Origin of the sequence: Pseudodesulfovibrio thermohalotolerans (assembly GCF_021353295.2) — a bacterium.
Taxonomy (GTDB): domain Bacteria; phylum Desulfobacterota; class Desulfovibrionia; order Desulfovibrionales; family Desulfovibrionaceae; genus Pseudodesulfovibrio; species Pseudodesulfovibrio thermohalotolerans.
This window is the reverse complement of record NZ_CP120635.1, coordinates 3757904-3773822: the sequence shown is the minus strand read 5'-3', so window position 1 is coordinate 3773822 and position 15919 is coordinate 3757904. Positions and strand designations below refer to the sequence as shown.

At 64.4% G+C, this 15919-nt stretch carries 16 protein-coding genes; 11 read left to right on the top strand and 5 right to left on the bottom strand.

Going from position 1 to position 15919, the window contains the following annotated elements; translation table 11 throughout:
* Position 1 precedes the first annotated feature (1 nt).
* Positions 2-505, top strand: coding sequence for an acyl-CoA thioesterase (locus LF599_RS17720; RefSeq protein ID WP_269940398.1), 504 nt, complete (start codon positions 2-4; stop codon positions 503-505).
* 75 nt (positions 506-580) lie between these two features.
* Here LF599_RS17720 and LF599_RS17715 read toward each other — a convergent pair whose 3' ends face one another.
* The 3 genes from LF599_RS17715 to LF599_RS17705 all read right to left on the bottom strand — a co-directional run bounded on the left by LF599_RS17715 (position 581) and on the right by LF599_RS17705 (position 2855).
* Entirely contained in the window at positions 581-1459 is an 879-nt protein-coding gene (locus tag LF599_RS17715) for a DMT family transporter (protein ID WP_279521739.1), read from the bottom strand.
* Positions 1456-2184, bottom strand: coding sequence for a DNA/RNA nuclease SfsA (gene sfsA, locus LF599_RS17710; protein WP_279521738.1), 729 nt, complete (start codon positions 2182-2184; stop codon positions 1456-1458). The genes LF599_RS17715 and sfsA overlap by 4 nt, the downstream gene beginning before the upstream one ends.
* Positions 2185-2255: 71 nt before the next feature.
* The gene (locus LF599_RS17705) at positions 2256-2855 is read right to left on the bottom strand and encodes a VOC family protein (RefSeq protein WP_279521737.1); all 600 of its coding nucleotides are present in this window, start codon (positions 2853-2855) and stop codon (positions 2256-2258) included.
* Between the two features lie 167 nt (positions 2856-3022).
* Between LF599_RS17705 and LF599_RS17700 the strand changes: the two genes are divergently transcribed.
* From LF599_RS17700 to LF599_RS17680, 5 genes are all read left to right on the top strand, one after another.
* A complete protein-coding gene (locus tag LF599_RS17700; RefSeq protein WP_269940399.1) occupies positions 3023-3565 on the top strand; it encodes an epoxyqueuosine reductase QueH in 543 nt (180 codons plus the stop codon).
* Between the two features lie 2 nt (positions 3566-3567).
* A complete protein-coding gene (locus LF599_RS17695; RefSeq protein ID WP_269940400.1) occupies positions 3568-3921 on the top strand; it encodes a hypothetical protein in 354 nt (117 codons plus the stop codon).
* Between the two features lie 2 nt (positions 3922-3923).
* Positions 3924-5153, top strand: coding sequence for a radical SAM family heme chaperone HemW (gene hemW / locus LF599_RS17690; protein ID WP_279521736.1), 1230 nt, complete (start codon positions 3924-3926; stop codon positions 5151-5153).
* 6 nt (positions 5154-5159) lie between these two features.
* Positions 5160-6311, top strand: a complete 1152-nt coding sequence (gene chrA / locus LF599_RS17685; protein WP_279521735.1) for a chromate efflux transporter — start codon at positions 5160-5162, stop codon at positions 6309-6311.
* A gap of 119 nt (positions 6312-6430) precedes the next feature.
* Positions 6431-8065 carry a methyl-accepting chemotaxis protein gene (locus tag LF599_RS17680; RefSeq protein WP_269940402.1) on the top strand — a complete coding sequence of 545 codons (1635 nt, stop codon included), beginning with the start codon at positions 6431-6433 and terminating at the stop codon, positions 8063-8065.
* Positions 8066-8390: 325 nt separating this feature from the next.
* On the opposite strand, the gene LF599_RS17675 is transcribed toward LF599_RS17680, so the two are convergent.
* A complete protein-coding gene (locus LF599_RS17675) occupies positions 8391-9134 on the bottom strand; it encodes an SIR2 family NAD-dependent protein deacylase (protein ID WP_279521734.1) in 744 nt (247 codons plus the stop codon).
* Positions 9135-9137: 3 nt separating this feature from the next.
* Positions 9138-9590: a hypothetical protein gene (locus tag LF599_RS17670; RefSeq protein ID WP_269940403.1), complete on the bottom strand. Its 453-nt coding sequence runs from the start codon at positions 9588-9590 to the stop codon at positions 9138-9140.
* 266 nt (positions 9591-9856) lie between these two features.
* Here LF599_RS17670 and LF599_RS17665 point away from each other — a divergent pair, with 266 nt between their 5' ends.
* The 5 genes from LF599_RS17665 to LF599_RS17645 all read left to right on the top strand — a co-directional run bounded on the left by LF599_RS17665 (position 9857) and on the right by LF599_RS17645 (position 15914).
* Positions 9857-11059, top strand: coding sequence for an ammonium transporter (locus tag LF599_RS17665; protein WP_279521733.1), 1203 nt, complete (start codon positions 9857-9859; stop codon positions 11057-11059).
* Between the two features lie 16 nt (positions 11060-11075).
* A complete protein-coding gene (locus LF599_RS17660; protein WP_279521732.1) occupies positions 11076-11414 on the top strand; it encodes a P-II family nitrogen regulator in 339 nt (112 codons plus the stop codon).
* A gap of 194 nt (positions 11415-11608) precedes the next feature.
* The gene (glnD, locus tag LF599_RS17655; protein WP_279521731.1) at positions 11609-14209 is read left to right on the top strand and encodes a [protein-PII] uridylyltransferase; all 2601 of its coding nucleotides are present in this window, start codon (positions 11609-11611) and stop codon (positions 14207-14209) included.
* Positions 14210-14323: 114 nt separating this feature from the next.
* The gene (locus LF599_RS17650; RefSeq protein ID WP_269941069.1) at positions 14324-14878 is read left to right on the top strand and encodes a DsbA family oxidoreductase; all 555 of its coding nucleotides are present in this window, start codon (positions 14324-14326) and stop codon (positions 14876-14878) included.
* 40 nt (positions 14879-14918) lie between these two features.
* Positions 14919-15914, top strand: a complete 996-nt coding sequence (locus LF599_RS17645; protein ID WP_279521730.1) for an asparaginase — start codon at positions 14919-14921, stop codon at positions 15912-15914.
* The last annotated feature ends 5 nt before the right edge of the window (positions 15915-15919 follow it).

The following is a 15919-nucleotide window of genomic DNA, read 5'->3' as shown; positions in this document are numbered from 1 at the left end:
TATGAAAGCGAAAACCGCAGCAGAATCCGAGGTAATCATGACCCACCTCGTCCTGCCCCAGGACGCCAACCCCGCAGGCAACCTGCACGGCGGCGTCATACTCAAGCACGTGGACACCACGGGCGGCGTGGTGGCGAAACGACATTCCCGGCACAACACCGTGACCGTGTCCATCGACCGCATGGCCTTCAAACAGCCCGCCTACATGGGCGAACTGCTCACCTTCAAGGCCAGCCTCAACCACGTGGGCCGCACCTCCATGGAGATCGGCGTGCGCGTGGAGGCCGAGAACCTCCGTACCGGCGAGGTGCGCCACACCAACTCCGCCTACCTGACCTACGTGGCCCTCGACGACAACGGAAAACCCACCGAGGTCCCGCCTCTCAGGCTCGAAACCGAAACCGCCAAACGCCGCTACGCCGAAGCGGAACTGCGCCGCGAAATGCGCAAGCGCGAACGCGAGCTAGAAGAAGGCAAAAAGGTCTGCCTCCAGAAAAAGAACTGACCCGAAAAGGCCCCGGAACCATGATGGTCCGGGGCTTTTTCATGGGCTTGAAAAGACGCGCTTCGCGACGCGGAGTCACGATCGCGGGGACGCGGTTCGGCGTCGGCCCATCTTCGCGTTGGAGCCGATGTAGATGCCGACCAAGGCCAGGGCCACGCCGGACAGCTCCACCGGGTTCACCGGCTTGCCGAAGAAGAGGATGTCCCAGACAAAGGACAGCGTGGGCTGCAAGAGAAGTATGAGCCCGACCAGAGCCCCGCGCACGGTCTGGATGCCCCGGGTGATGAGGAACCAGCCCACGGCGTGGCAGATGAACGCCAGGGCGGAGATGGCGGCCAGCGACTTGAGCGACGGGATGACGAAGGACTGGCCCTCGGCCAGAGCCAGCACGCCAAGCATCAGGCCCGTGGCGATCGCTGCGGCCGAAGCCAGAACCAGGGAGTCCATCCTGTCGCGGGCCAGGGCGTACTTGAGCGAGAGCATGTACAGGGCGTAGAAGCAGGCCGTAAGCAGTCCGAAAAACACGCCCAGCCTGTAGTCGGAGGCGAATCCGCTCCAGCTCACGCCGACCATGAGATAGAGTCCGGCCAAAGCCAGCGGGATGGCCGCGAACATGCGTCCCGGCAGGCGCTCCTTGAAGAACAGGGCCGAAACAACGGCCAGGGGGATAACCTGAAAATTGGCGAGCATGGTGGACAGTCCCGGCCCCACGTAGGCGATGGAACGGTGCCAGAAGATGAAATCCCCGGCAAAGAACACGGCGGCCACGGTTCCCCACTTGATGACGTCGGGGGTGAAGAACCTGATCTTGCCCATCCGGACCAGCAGGGCCAGCATGGCCAGCCCGCCCCCGGTCAGCCGGTAGAACCCGGTCACTTCCGGCGGCAACCCGGCCAGGACCACCATGACCGAGGAAAAACTGATGAGCACCGCTCCGACCAGCAGCGCGCTCACGGGGCCACCACCTGAAGCCTGCGGCCCAGGGTGATGCCGTTCTCGTCCACATCGGCCACGTAGGGCCAGGCCTCCACTCCGGCGTCCAGGGCTTCGTAAAACAGTTCGGCATATACGGGATCGATAAAATCCGCCGGGCCGAAACAGCGGCCGTCCGGCCGCTGGATCAGAAAGAACAGGGCCACCCGCGCCCCTTCGGCGGCCAGTTCCATGAGCTCGCGCAGGTGCTTCTGGCCACGCTCGGTGACGGCGTCCGGGAAACGGGCCACGTCGTCCTCGACCAGAGTCACGTTCTTGCACTCCACCCACAGGTCGCCGCGACCGCCGGTCAGATGCGCGTCCAAACGGCTGTGCCCCACCTTGGCCTCTTTCTGAAAATGCTCGTAGCCGTCCATCTCGGGCATGGCCCCGCACTGCCAGGCGGCGTATAACATGCGGTTGGGCGTGAGCGTATTCACACCGACCATGGCCCCGGCAAGAGAGAGCCCCTCCAGGGTATACTTGAGCTTGCGGTTCGGGTTGGCGGCGGGCGAAAGCAGGGCCGTGCCGCCTTGCCGAAGCAGGCCGAGCATGGAGCCGGTGTTGTTGGTGTGGGCCATCAGGGTGGCGCCCCTGTCCGGGCCGTCCAAGGCCTCGGCCTCAACGGTGAACCTCTTTATGCGCCGGACAAAGGCGGCGTGGCGGCAGGGGGCATGAAACGGAATGCGGGCAACGGGTCTGGGCACGGTTTCTCCTTGAAGTACCCGTCTAGGCCATTTCACGCCGCTTTGCCAGCGGAAAGCCCGCCACTCCCCGGCTACTCCCCGCGCTTGAGTTTTTCCAGGGCCTCGACGATCCGGTGGCCCTCGCCTTCATACACGGCCTTGTCCCGGTCCGGCGTGGGCTCGGCCACATCGGGCCAGACGCCGGACTGCGGCTCCGCCCCCTTGAGGGCCTCCCGGCTCGGCTGGGAATCGGTCATCACCGGGGTTTCGCGGATGTCCACGCCCGGCACCGTCGCGCTGAACTCGATGGGGATGTTGTTGGGATCAAAGGCGTAGATGGAGTGGATGAAGCCGTGGTCCACCACCTCGGAACACCAGACGTCCGCGGCTTCGAGCTTGTCCTTGATCTCCCACAGGTCGTCCTCGCAGGACACGCCGAAGGAGATGTGGTCAAAGGCCACCTTGCCCTTGACCGGGAACCCGTGGTCGCGCTCGTCGAGCCGCTCCACGCCGGGCCACTCAAAAAAGGCGATCATATCGTTTTCGGCTATCTCGAAGAAATAATGACGGTAGCCGGGATGCCCGAGGCCGACCACCAGCCGCATCCCGAGCAAATCCCGCCAGAAACGGATGGTCGCGTCCATGTCTCCTGTGACCATGGCCAGATGGTTGATGCCGGTGTATTTCGCCATGAATGTCCTTTCCTTTTACGTTTTTCGAACAGGCTACCATGGAGACGGAGAGGAGAAAAGAACAACCGGGCGACGCCCGGCCCGGTTCGCCGCCGCCGGGCTCCGAAGGGGAGGAACAACGGCATTTTCTTTACAAACCACGGGAAATGGGCTCAAAATATCGTCAAATGTCGAAAGTATTGCTGCATATCTGTTGTGGACCGTGCTCGATCACCACGCTGAAGACCCTGCTGGACACCGGACACGAGGTCACGGGGCTGTTCTACAACCCGAACATCCACCCGCTCATGGAATACGTAAAACGGCGGGACGGATGCCTGGCCGTGGCCGAAAAGATGGGCGTCAAGATCATCGTCAAGGACAACGAGTACCGCCCGCAGGAATGGTTCCGGGCCGTGGCGCACCGGGAAAACAACAGGTGTTTTCATTGCTACGCCATGCGTCTGGAACGCACTTCGCAAATCGCCAAGCGGGGCGGGTTCGATTTCTTCACCACCACCCTGCTCTATTCCAAATACCAGAAGCACGACGAGATCGCGGCCCTGGGACGGGACTTGGAATCGGCCAAAACGAAGTTCCTGTACCACGACTTCCGCGAGGGATGGAAAGAGGGCATCGAGACCTCCAAGGCGTGGGAGATATACCGCCAGCAATATTGCGGCTGCCTGTACAGCGAGAACGAGCGGTACAAGCGGGAGCTGATGGACTAGGCATGGGTGCGCTGCTCCGATTTCTGCTGACGCGCAAACACGTACTCATCGGCTTCCTGCTGCTCAAGGCCGCCGCGGTGTTGGTCAACGGATTGGCCCAAGGGTCGGCCGAGACCTGGGGCATCGGTATCCTGGCCCTGCTGGTCTATGGAATCATCGCCGCGTTCGCCCTCGCGGGACGGCTCATCTCCATCTGGGCCATAACCGTGCTGATGCTTTACGAGGCGGCCGGGGCGTTGCTCCTCGGCTGGTCGAGCCTGACGAACGCGCCCGGCGTGGCGCTGATCGGATTCGCGGCGGCCGCGTATCTGATCGCCGGAGCGCTTGTGATCTTTTCTAGCCGCCGGAAGAGGTGAGCATGGGCAGGATACACGACAAGAATACTCCCGTAAGACCGGCCTTTCCCGGAACCGGAACCGCGCCGGCCCGGAGCGCGACCGGCAACAAGGGGCTGCTGCTCTACATCCATGTGCCGTTCTGCCGCTCCCGGTGCCACTACTGCTCCTTTCACTCTCAGACCTTCGACCAGACCACCTTCGCCTGGTACCTTTCGCTGCTGCTCAAGGAGATCGAGCTGTGGGGACGGCGGCTGCAACGGCCCTTGCTGCGCACCATCTATTTCGGCGGCGGCACCCCGTCCATAATTCCCCTGGCCGGGCTCGACCAAATCATGGAAGCGTTGAACAAGGCGTTCATCGTCAATCCCGGGATCGAGACGACCATCGAGGCCAACCCGGACTCGGCCCATGACGTCAGCTACTTCCGGGGACTGCTGAACATGGGCTTCAACAGGCTTTCACTGGGCGTGCAGAGCCTCAAGGACGAAGACCTTCAGATGATGGGCCGCCCGCACTCGGCGGGCATGGCGCACCAATCCTTCGACCAGGCGCGCAGGGCCGGATTCGGCAACATCGGCCTGGACCTCATATGGGGACTGCCGGGCCAGAAGCTCAAGGCCTGGCTCGACCAGCTCAAGGTCGTGTCCGACATGCGGCCGGAACATATTTCCGCCTACAACCTGACCCTGGAGGAAGGCACCGTCATGGCCCGGCGATGCGGACCGGGCGGCGACCTTATCCTGCCCCCCGAACAGGAACAGGGCCGCATGTTCGTCTACGGGGCCGAATTCCTGGAATCCATGGGCTACCTCCACTACGAGGTGTCGAATTTCGCGCGCATGGGATTCATGTCGGTACACAACTCCGGGTACTGGGACGGCTCGGACTACCTGGGACTGGGACCGTCGGCGGTGTCCACCCTGGGACGCAGACGGTTCACGGTGCCGCGCTACATGGACGAATACGACGCCTACGTGCGCGGCGAACTGGTGGGCAACGATTTCGAGGAGCTGACCGACGACGCCCTGCTCACCGAGCTGGTCATGCTCAGCCTGCGTACAAGCAAGGGGCTGGACTTGAAGGAATACCGCAAGCGCACGGGCTTCGACCTGGTCAAGAAGCAGGAGCAGCTCATAAGCACCTTGCACCGCGAAAACCTGGTGCGCATATCCGGGGGCAGACTCCGGCTGACCAAGAACGGTATGCTCGTATCCAACTCCATCATCAATCGCCTCGCCTTCGGCGATTAGGACGCCATGAACCGGCCTTCACTGACAAACATCTTTCTCGCCTTTCTCCGGCTCGGACTGACCGCTTTCGGCGGTCCCGCCATGGTCCCCTACATCCGCGCCATGGCCGTGGAACGCAAAGGCTGGCTCGACGAACCGACCTTTTCGCTGGGCATGTCGCTCACCCAACTCCTGCCCGGCGCCACCGCCATGCAGGTGGCCGCCTACGTGGGTCTGCGGGCGCGCGGCGGCGTGGGAGCGCTCGCCGCCTACACGGGATTCGGCCTGCCCGCCTTCCTGCTCATGCTCGGCCTGACCGCACTCTACTTTTCCGCCAGGGACGTGGCCGCCGTGACCGCGGCCTTCACCGGCCTGCAACTCGTCATCGTGGCCCTGATCCTTCACGCTGCCATTAACTTCGCCCGCCGCTACCTGAACACCCTCGCCTCCAAGCTGCTGGCCTGTCTGGCCGGTGTCTGGCTCGGCTTCAAGGGCAATCCGATCCTGGCCCTGGCCGTGGTCTGTGTCCTGGCCCTGTTCCTGCTCCGCGACGAACAGGGCGGCATGGCTCCGCCCAATGGCCGGACCGGCCGTGGTCCCCTGCGTTTCGCGGGACTGCTGCTGGCGGGCCTGCTCGCCTTCATGGGCGTGCTCTACGCCGTCGATCCCGAGCTGTTCCGGCTCGGCCTGCTCATGATAAAAATCGACTGCTTCGCCTTTGGCGGCGGCTACGTATCCGTGCCCCTCATGCTCCACGAGGTGGTCGAAGTGCGCGGTTGGCTGACCGAACCCATGTTCATGGACGGCATCGCCCTCGGACAGGTCACGCCCGGCCCCATCGTCATGACCGGAGCCTTCGTGGGCTACGCCGTGTCCGGCATGACCGGCGCGCTGGTGGCGGCCCTGACCGTGTTCTCGCCCTCGCTCATCATCCTGTGCGCCGCCACTCCGTTCGCCGACCGGCTGGTGACATCGCCCCTGGCCCGACGGGTCCTCAAAGGCAGCCTCATCTCCCTGGTGGGCCTCATGGCCGCCGTGGCCGTCCGTTTCGGACTGTCCATCCAATGGACCGCCGCCCAGGCGATCTTCGCCGCGGCTGCGTTCATCGCCCTGCGCAAGGGCGTGGACATCCTCTGGGTGGTCCTGGCCGGGGCCGGAATCGGCGCGATCCTCTTCTAGGCCCGAAACGGCCCGTATTGACAGAATCGAGTGACCCTCGTACAAAATCTAGAGATTATCCAGACAAATGCCCGCGCCGGGGCCGTCCGCCTCGGAGCCCGCAATCCGGAGGACGAGGCATGATCGATTCCAAGAAAGTTCCCTTCCGCGTCAAGCTCATCCTCGGCGTGGTAAGCATGGTCGCCCTGACCGCCATCTTCCTGGCGGGCGGCATCATCCTCATGGTCGACAACACCATCGGCGGGCTGAACGTGGCTCCCGAGGCCCTGGACGCGGTCAAAAACCGAATCCTGCTCGTGGCCGCGCTCATCGTGGCCGCCGGAATCGCCGGTGCCCTTGCTGGCAGCTTCGTGCTGGTGCGGACCCTCCTCAAACCCCTGCGGCAGCTCTCGGCCTACACCCACGAAGTTGCGGCGGGAAACTACAACGCGGCCATCGAATACCCGGCCCGGGACGCCATCAGCGAGACCATCGACGCGGTCAGGAACATGACCGGCGAACTCAAGACCAAACTGGGCATGGCCCAGGGGCTGCTGACCAGCCTGACCCAACCCTGTGTGGTGGTGGACACCAACGAGATCATCACCTTCCTGAACCAGGCCGAACTGGACCTGTTGCAGATCGACGCGCCGCCGTCCGACTTCATCGGTATGCACATGTCCGAATTCGTCTACGGAGACCGCTCGCGCCCGACCATGCTCGGCACCTGCATGAACGAGGACAAGGTCATTACCGGACAGGCCACCGAGGGTAAGGGCCGCAAGGGCCGTCCCTACCACCTGCTCGTGGACATTTCGCCCATCAAGGACCTGGACGGCAACCTCGTGGGCGCGTTCACCATCCTCACCGAAACCACGGAAATCAAGAAAAGCGAAGCCGAAGCCCGGCACCAGCACGAACTTATCGCCGAAGCGGCCCGCGAAGCCGAGGCCATCGCCGGGGACCTGGACGACGCGTCCGCCACATTGGCAACCAAGGTGGACGAAGCGAGCCGGGGCTCGGACATCCAACGCGACCGGGCGGGCGAAACCGCCACGGCCATGGAACAGATGAACGCCACCGTCCTCGAAGTGGCCCGCAACGCCTCCGACGCCTCCGGCAACGCCGAGGAAATGCGTGACCTCGCCGAGGAAGGCTCGGGCCTCGTCCACCAAGTGGTCGAAGCCATCCGGGGCGTGGGCGTCCAATCCGAAGCCCTGAAGGAATCCATGGACCACCTGGACCGACAGACCAAGGATATCGGCGCGATCATGCAGGTCATCGACGACATCGCGGACCAGACCAACCTGCTCGCGCTCAACGCGGCCATCGAAGCGGCCCGCGCGGGCGACGCCGGACGCGGATTCTCCGTTGTGGCCGACGAGGTCCGCAAACTGGCCGAAAAGACCATGACCGCCACCAGTGAGGTGGACAAAGCCATCCAGTCCATCCGCACCGGCACCCGCGAAAACGTCACCGCCACAGAACTCGCCGTGGCCGCGATCCGCGAATCCACCGAACTCGCAGGACGAGCCGGACAATCCATCGAGAATATCCAGCAAAGTGTTATCCGGGCCGCCGACCAGATGCGCTCCATCGCCACAGCGGCCGAAGAACAATCCGCCACCAGCGAACAGGTCACCAGAGCCACAGAGGAAATAACCGCCATCTCCAGCGAAACCGCCCGGTCCATGACCGAAGCACGCACCGCCCTGGACCGGCTGTCCTCCCTGGCAGGATCTCTCAACGAACTCATCGGACGGATGCAGTCCTGACGGCCCTATGCGTGAAGGGGAAGGCAGGTTTTGATGCCGCCTTCGGCGGGATTGGTCAGGTGATTTCGCCTCCGGCGGGCAAGGGGCACGCCCCCCTTGCATCCCGATCGTCGCCCCTGCGGGGCGAAACAGGTTCAACAGAATGGCATTCAGGCTCATCGCAATCGATGGAAGCGATCCTTTCATATGAATTTAGCCGAAGGCGCGAAAGGGTTTCCAAAGGGTTATGACCCTTTGGCCGCCGGAGGCGAAGTCATCCGAAAATCCCGCCGAAGGCGGCTTCCCTATCTGGCTTCACCCTCAGCGCCGCATGAGCGGCTCGCGTCTATCCGAGCACGGCGCGGACCAGTTCCGGGGTTCGGATTCCGGCTTTGCCTTCGAGGAAGTAGTCGGTGGTGTTATAGGTATAGGCCGTATCCCTGAGGTTGATTTCGATGATGGTGCCGCCGTGATTCTTGACCACATGGGGGATGCGTCCGGCAGGAGCGACCTCGCCGCCCGTACCGATGACGATGCAGACATCCGCCTGCGCGGCCAGTTCGACGGAGGCCACGTGAACGTCGGAGGGGATGCCTTCGCCGAAGAAGACGACGTCCGGCTTGAGCAGGCCGCCGCAGACAGGGCATGGCGGCGGCAGTTTGTCCAGCGAGATGGCCGAGGAGTCGAAGAAGGTCCGACAGGAGAGGCACTGCATCCGCCGGGTGGAGCCGTGGTATTCGTGGACCGTCCGGCTGCCCGCGGCCTGATGCAGGGAGTCGATGTTCTGGGTGACGATACCGACGAGTTTCCCGGCGCTTTCCAGTTCGGCCAGGGCGAGATGCGCGGGGTTGGGCTTTGCCCGGCCGATCATGTCAAAGAAGATTTCCTTGAGCAGGGGCCAAACCTCTTCGGGATGGCGCTTGAAATATCCCTTTTCGAACTTGTCCGGGTCGTACTTGGACCACACGCCGCCCGGCCCGCGAAACGGCGGGATACCCGATTCAACGGAGATGCCCGCGCCGGTGAAGGCCATGGCGCAACGGGCGTTTTTCAAGACGTCGGCGGCGTTTTTCAGTGCGTGATTCGACATATTCTAGTGTCCGACAAAGATCATTTTCGGCCTGTCCCGCTCGTCACGGGCCAAGGTGAAGACGGCTCCCCAGCGGTCGAAGCAGGGATCATCCTGGGGATTGGGCGGCCCGAGGACGTCCGGGTCCACGGTTATCTCGGCATTGACCGCGCCCGCCTTGATGAAAACCAGGCTCCAGGCCCCGTCCTTCGCGCCCTTGGGCACATAGGTCCGCCCAAGAATGGTTGAGAAGGCGTGCTCCGCGCCAGGCAAAACCACGCACACGGAATCCCAATCGTAATACTCCATGAAGGCGTCCAGGGAATACGTTCTGTCCGACCCGGCCGGGGCCGCTTCCACGGCCGCGAAGAAACGGTCGCTCACGTATCTGCCCGTGTAGTCCATGGTGAACATCACGGCGAACAGCAGGAGCAGTCCGACGGTCACCACCAGCGCGCTCTTGGTTCTCATGTTCATGTCCAAACCTCCCGAGATCGCGAATCCGCGACAGGTCCCGGCGAATCAACCCTACGGTTTTGGTTGTCCCCGGTCAAACCGGCCCGGATCGGCCCCATCTCGCGAGAAGCGACGACTGCCTACATCTTTTTAACATTTTTGAAAAATTTTTACCAAATTTGCCACTTTTGTTAAGGACAAAAAATACTTTTCTGTAGATGTCGCCCAAATCACGGTGTTTTTATTTGGCCCCCCTTTTGCATAGTCGGCGTCTGGAGGGTTGAACAATGAATTTCACCGACAACGCCTTTATACTGGTCTGCGCTGCCCTGGTCATGTTCATGACCCCCGGGCTGGCGCTGTTTTACGGCGGGCTGGTCCGCTCGAAAAACGTTCTGGCAACCATAATGCAGTCTTTCATCATGCTCGGGCTCATGTCCGTGCTCTGGGCCGTCATAGGCTACACCCTGTCCTTCGGTTCCGACATCGGCGGGCTCATCGGCGGGCTCGACTTCATCTTCCTCAAGGGCGTGGGCATGACCAACGCAGGCTCCCCTGCCGAAAACCTGCCCCACCTGACGTTCATGATCTTTCAGTGCATGTTCGCGGTCATCACCCCCGCGCTCATCACCGGAGCCTTTGCCGAGCGCATGAAGTTCGGCGGATTCATGATCTTCTCCGCCCTGTGGCTCATCCTTGTCTACGCCCCCATGTGCCACTGGGTCTGGGGCGGCGGCTGGATGGGCGCGATGGGCGCGCTCGACTTCGCCGGCGGAGCCGTTGTCCACATGAGCTCCGGCGCGGCCGCCCTGTGCTGCGCCATACTCATCGGGAAACGCAAGGGACACGGCTCCACGGCCTTCATCCCGCACAACCTGCCCATGACCATCCTGGGCGCGGCCATCCTCTGGTTCGGCTGGTTCGGCTTCAACGCCGGGTCCGCCCTGGCCGCCGACGGCGCGGCCGCCAACGCGTTCGTGACCACGCACATGGCCACGGCCGCCGCGGCCCTGTCCTGGATCATCGCGGAATGGCTTCACGGCGGCAAGGCGACCACCCTGGGCGCGGCCTCCGGCGCGGTCGCCGGACTGGTTGCCATCACCCCGGCAGCGGGCTTCGTCACCCCCATGTGGGCCATCGCCCTCGGCCTGGGCGCGGGCGTCATCTGCTACGGCGGCATCATGCTCAAGAACAAATTCGGTTATGACGACGCCCTGGACGTGGTCGGCATCCACGGCCTGGGCGGCACCTACGGAGCCCTGGCCACCGGCCTGCTGGCCACGGTGAACGCCGAAGGGCTCATCGCGGGCAACGCGCATCAGTTGTGGGTCCAGTTCGTCTCCGTGGTGGCCACCTGGGCCTTCTGCTTCGCCATGACCTTCATCATCTTCAAGGTGGTGGACGCCACCATCGGACTGAGGGCGAGCGACGAGGAACAGGACAAGGGCATGGACATTGCCGAGCATTCCGAGACCGGATATCAGTGGTAGTCAAGGAGACATCGACATGAAGAAGATCGAAATCATCACCCGGACCTTCAAGCTCGACGAAGTCAAGAGCGCCCTCTCCGCCATCGGCGTGAAAGGCATGACAGTCAGCGAGGTCAAGGGTTTCGGCCGCCAGGGCGGCCACAAGGAAGTGTACCGGGGCGCGGAATACCAGGTGGATTTCGTTCCCAAGATCAAGATTGAAGCCGTGGTCGAAGACGACTTCGCCCCCGAAGTGGTGGAGGCTGCCCGCAAGGCGGCCCATACCGGCGAGGTGGGCGACGGCAAGATATTCGTTTCCACCGTGGACGAGGTGGTGCGCATCCGTACCGGCGAAACCGGCGAGGAAGCCATCTAGCCCCCTCGCAATCAAAAGAACACCTCCGGCCCGGGTTCGCCCGGGCCGGGGCCTGCCGGGCCTGCGAGGAAAGAGAGTCCCTGCGCTCCGCCCGAGCATTCCCCAGCCCTACCGGGCTGACGGCGGCCGGGAGAAGGAAAGGCTCCCGGCCGCCACCTCCTTTCCCCATCCGCCGGACAACCAGGAGCCGCCAGATGCAGCCGGACAGCCTACTTCCAGAATCCGCCCGCAGGCTGAAACAGGCCAGGGCCGACCTGTGGACGCGGGCCAAGGCCGGGGCTGTGGGCGGCTTTGCCTGGGAAAACACCCATCTGGTGGACAGATATTTCGAGGCCCGCGTGCGCGAGGCCGGGCCGCAACGGTTCGACTTCGCCCTGGCCGCCGTGGGCGGATACGGCCGGGGGCGACTGTGCCCCGGCTCGGATATCGACGTGGTCCTGCTCTTCAAGCGCCGTATCCCGTCCGGAGCGGACGCCTTCATCAAGACCCTGCTTTTCCCCCTGTGGGACCTCGGCCTGGACCTGGGCCACGGCGTTCGCACAGTGGCCGACTGCGTGTCCCTGTCGCGCAAGGATTTTCAGGTCCTGGCTTCGCTCATGGACGCCCGCCCCCTGGCCGGAGAAGCCGGAGTCTTCGAGGCGTTCAGGACGGCCTTCGACGCCAAGGTCCTGAAAAAAACAGGCGCAACCTTCGCCTCGGCCCTGCGCGATCACAACGAGACCCGCGCGGTCCAGTACGGCGACGCCTCGGCCCTGCTCGAACCCGAGCTGAAGAACGGGCTTGGCGGCCTGCGCGACGGCCAGCAGGTGGTCTGGCTGACCCGGACGCTCAACATCATGGGCCGCGACCCCATCTTTCTTCCCGAGGAACTGGCCCGGCTGCGCGAGGATCAGGCGTTCCTCAACCGCGTGCGCACGGCCCTGCACCTGGCCGCCGGACGCAAAACCGACCGTCTTTTCTTCGACCTGCAACCTCCCACGGCACGGCTCATGGGGTTCGCCCCGCGAACCGCCTCGCCCGGCGACACGGGCTTGGCCGTCGAATTTTTCCTCTCCCGGCTGCACCAGGCCATGACCCGCATCAAGGCCATGCGCGAAGCCCTGTTCCGGGAGGCGTTCCCGGCACGGACCGGGCCGCTGCCCGAACTGGCCATCCGTAACCTGGAGGCCGAGCCGGAGGGCATCCGCTTCAAGAGGCAGTCCGAGGCCGCCCCGGACAACGTGCTCGGCGCGTTCCTGGAGTCCGCGCGCACGGGTCTGCCCCTGACCTGGGGCGCGCGGCGCATCGTCCGGCACGACCCGGAGCGGTTCGCGGCCGGGCTGGCGGGCCGTACCGAGACCCTGTCCATCCTGGTCGAGATATTCATGGCCCCGCACTGCCGGACCGCCTGCGAAGGGCTCATCGAAACCCGGCTCCTGCCCGCCCTGTTCCCCGCGTTCGCCGAGGTGGAACACCTTATCCAATTCAACGACTACCACGTCCATCCGGTGGGCCGGCACACCCTGGCCACCGTGGCCCTGCTTTCGGACTTCCTGGCCGGGGACGGACAATGGACCGGCGAGCTGGCCGCGCGCGTGGCCGATCCGGCCCGCCTGGTGCTGGCGGGATTCTTCCATGACCTGGGCAAGGGCGCGCCCGACCACTCCAAGGCCGGAGCGGCGCTGGCCCGTGAGGCCCTGACCCGATACGGCCGCTCCCCGGAGGCCGTCGAAGACGTGGCCTTCCTGGTGGAACATCACCTGCTCCTGCCCAAGACCGCCACTCGGCGCGACCTGTCCGACGAACGGGTGGTCGCGGATGTGGCCGCCACGGTCGGAAACACGGACAGGCTCGACATGCTTCACCTTCTGTCCACGGCCGACTCCATGGCCACCGGCCCACGCGCCTGGAACGCCTGGACCCGCTCCTTGCTCGGCGAACTGTATTTCAAGGTGCGCAACCTGCTCCGCCACGGCCCCCTGGCCGAGCCGGACGCGGCGCGCAGGCTGGCCGACGCCAGGCGGGAGGTCGTCACCGCTGCCTCGGACCAGGACCCGGAATACGTGGAAGCGGCCTTGCGGGCCATGCCGCCGCGCGCGTTTCTGGCCCTGACTCCGGACGCCATCGCCAGGCACCTGCGCCTGGTCAAACGGCTATGGGCCGATGTAGCCGAAGACCGCAAGCGCAAGCCGTCCGCCGTGGGCGGCAAGGGCGTCAACCTGATCGAGGGCGCGCCCGGCTGGGCCGAAGGAACCTACCAGTTGACCATCGCGGCCGTGGACCAGCCCCGCCTCTTCGCCACCATCGCCGGAGCCCTCTCCCTGCATGGGCTGAACATCCTGGCCGCCGACATCTTCACCTGGAAGGACGGCACCGCCGTGGACGTATTCACCGTGGCCGAACCACCCGAGAACCTGTTCATCGAGGAAGTCTGGGCCAGGGTCGGGAGGTCCATCGGCTACGCCATGACGGGCAAACTCGACCTGGCCGCACGGCTTGAGGAGCGCGGCAGATCCCCCCTGTCCCGGGGCCGGGGCCTCCCGCAGCTCAAGCCGCTGGCGACCATCGACAACGCGGCCAGCGACTTCTACACCGTGGTGGAGGTGGCCGCCACGGACCGCACCGGATTCCTTTTCGACATGGCCCGCACCCTGGCCGCCCACTCCCTGTCCATTCACCTGGCCATGATTACGACCATCAAGGGACGGGCCGCGGACGTCTTCCATGTGCGCACTCAGGACGGACGGCGGCTCCTGGACAAAGAGCGCATCGACGCCCTGCGCCGGGACCTTCTGGACGCGGCCGGGACCGGGTAAAACCGCTTTACTTTTCGCTGACGGACCGTAAAGTGGGGGCAAACTTGAGCCCGAGGATTATCCATGCCCATTCGCATGACCATTTTCTCCGATTTCGTCTGACCGTTCTGTTTCATCGGCACGGGCATTGTCGACCGACTGAAGCGGGACTATGACATCCTGGACACCTGGGTCCCCCATGAAATCCACCCGGACACCCCGCCCGAGGGACGTCCCATGGACGAACTGTTCGACCGCTTCGACATCGACCAGGTTACCATGACCTGCAACCGGCGGGGCGAGCCCTACGGCATCCATTTCACCGAAATGACCCTGCTGTCCAACTCGCGACTGGCCCTGGAAGCGGCGGAGTTCGCCCGGGACGCGGGACGGTATCGCGCATTCCACGAGCGCATGTTCCGGGCCTGCTTCACCGAGGGACGGAACATCGGGGACATGAACGTGATCCTCGATGTGGCCGGAAACTCCGGGCTCGACGCCACGGCCCTGACCGACGCGCTCGCCGACCGCCGCTACGGCCAACGGGTGGAGGATGGGTCCAGACAAGCGCGGGAGGCGGGTGTGACCGCCATCCCGACCTTCATCATCGAAGGGCAGCCGCCCGTGACCGGAGCCGTGAACGAATCGATTCTTCGGGAAAAAATCCAGGCGGCCATGGAACGGCAGTAAGCCGTCACGCCCAAAAACCAAACGCAACAAGCGGAACGAGATGACGAAGCAAACAGAAATAGTCGTTTTCTTCACTGGGGGAACCATCGGAATGTCCCCGGTGGAAGGCAGGGAAGGCGTGGCCCCGGGGGGCAACTTCGACGGACTGCTCAACCAGCTCTCCCCCCAGGAGGCGGACGTGACCCTGCGGCCCGTGCTCTGGTCGGACAAGCCGAGCCCGCACATGACCCCCGAGGACATGTTCCGGCTGGCCCGCGACGTGGAAGCCGCCCTGGAAGAGGAGTCCGTGCTCGGGGCCGTGGTCCTGCACGGCACGGACACCCTGGTGGAGACCGCCTACATGTGCGACCTGGTCATCCACTCCGACAAGCCGGTCATCCTGACCGGGTCCATGCGCTACTACTCCGAGGCGGGCTACGACGGCATCCGCAACCTGGCCAACACCGTGCGCGCCTGCCTGCTCCCGCTGCCGCCCGGCATCGGGGCGTGCATCCTCATGACCGACCGCATCTTCGCCGCCCGCGAGGCGGTCAAGGTCAACTCGCTCAACGTGGACGCCTTCGAATCCCGCGAAGCCGGGGTTGTCGGCTACGTGGCCGGGGAGTCCGTGCTCCTGGCCAGGCCGCGCTCCACCCCCAGGCCCAGACGCAGGTTCGCCCTCGACGCCATCGAGACCAACGTACCGCTCATCACCGCGTATACGGGAATTGACCGGAAACCTCTCGATCACGCAATAAGCGAGGGAGCAAAGGGAGTTGTCATCGAAGGATTCGGGGCGGGGAATGTCCCTCCGGCCATGGTCGAGGGAATCGAAGCGTGCCTGGAGCGGCGCATTCCGGTGGTCCTGTCCACCCGATGCATCGAAGGCGGCGTGTGGCCGATCTACGGCTACCCCGGCGGCGGAGCCGACCTGCATACCAAGGGCGTCATCCTGTCCGGACGGCTGGGCGGACCCAAGGCCCGCATCCGGCTCATGTGCGCCCTGGGGCTGACTTCCGACCCGGACGAAATCGGGGAAATCTTCGCCGAAGCCTAACGGCG

Coding starts and splice junctions, on each gene's coding strand:
- LF599_RS17695 (WP_269940400.1), top strand. CDS start 3,568: ATGGGTGCGCTGCTCCGATTTCTGCTGACGCGCAAACACGTACTCATC.
- hemW (WP_279521736.1), top strand. CDS start 3,924: ATGGGCAGGATACACGACAAGAATACTCCCGTAAGACCGGCCTTTCCC.
- LF599_RS17700 (WP_269940399.1), top strand. CDS start 3,023: ATGTCGAAAGTATTGCTGCATATCTGTTGTGGACCGTGCTCGATCACC.
- LF599_RS17720 (WP_269940398.1), top strand. CDS start 2: ATGAAAGCGAAAACCGCAGCAGAATCCGAGGTAATCATGACCCACCTC.
- LF599_RS17645 (WP_279521730.1), top strand. CDS start 14,919: ATGACGAAGCAAACAGAAATAGTCGTTTTCTTCACTGGGGGAACCATC.
- LF599_RS17660 (WP_279521732.1), top strand. CDS start 11,076: ATGAAGAAGATCGAAATCATCACCCGGACCTTCAAGCTCGACGAAGTC.
- LF599_RS17705 (WP_279521737.1), bottom strand. CDS start 2,855: ATGGCGAAATACACCGGCATCAACCATCTGGCCATGGTCACAGGAGAC.
- LF599_RS17675 (WP_279521734.1), bottom strand. CDS start 9,134: ATGTCGAATCACGCACTGAAAAACGCCGCCGACGTCTTGAAAAACGCC.
- LF599_RS17665 (WP_279521733.1), top strand. CDS start 9,857: ATGAATTTCACCGACAACGCCTTTATACTGGTCTGCGCTGCCCTGGTC.
- glnD (WP_279521731.1), top strand. CDS start 11,609: ATGCAGCCGGACAGCCTACTTCCAGAATCCGCCCGCAGGCTGAAACAG.
- LF599_RS17670 (WP_269940403.1), bottom strand. CDS start 9,590: ATGAACATGAGAACCAAGAGCGCGCTGGTGGTGACCGTCGGACTGCTC.
- LF599_RS17680 (WP_269940402.1), top strand. CDS start 6,431: ATGATCGATTCCAAGAAAGTTCCCTTCCGCGTCAAGCTCATCCTCGGC.
- chrA (WP_279521735.1), top strand. CDS start 5,160: ATGAACCGGCCTTCACTGACAAACATCTTTCTCGCCTTTCTCCGGCTC.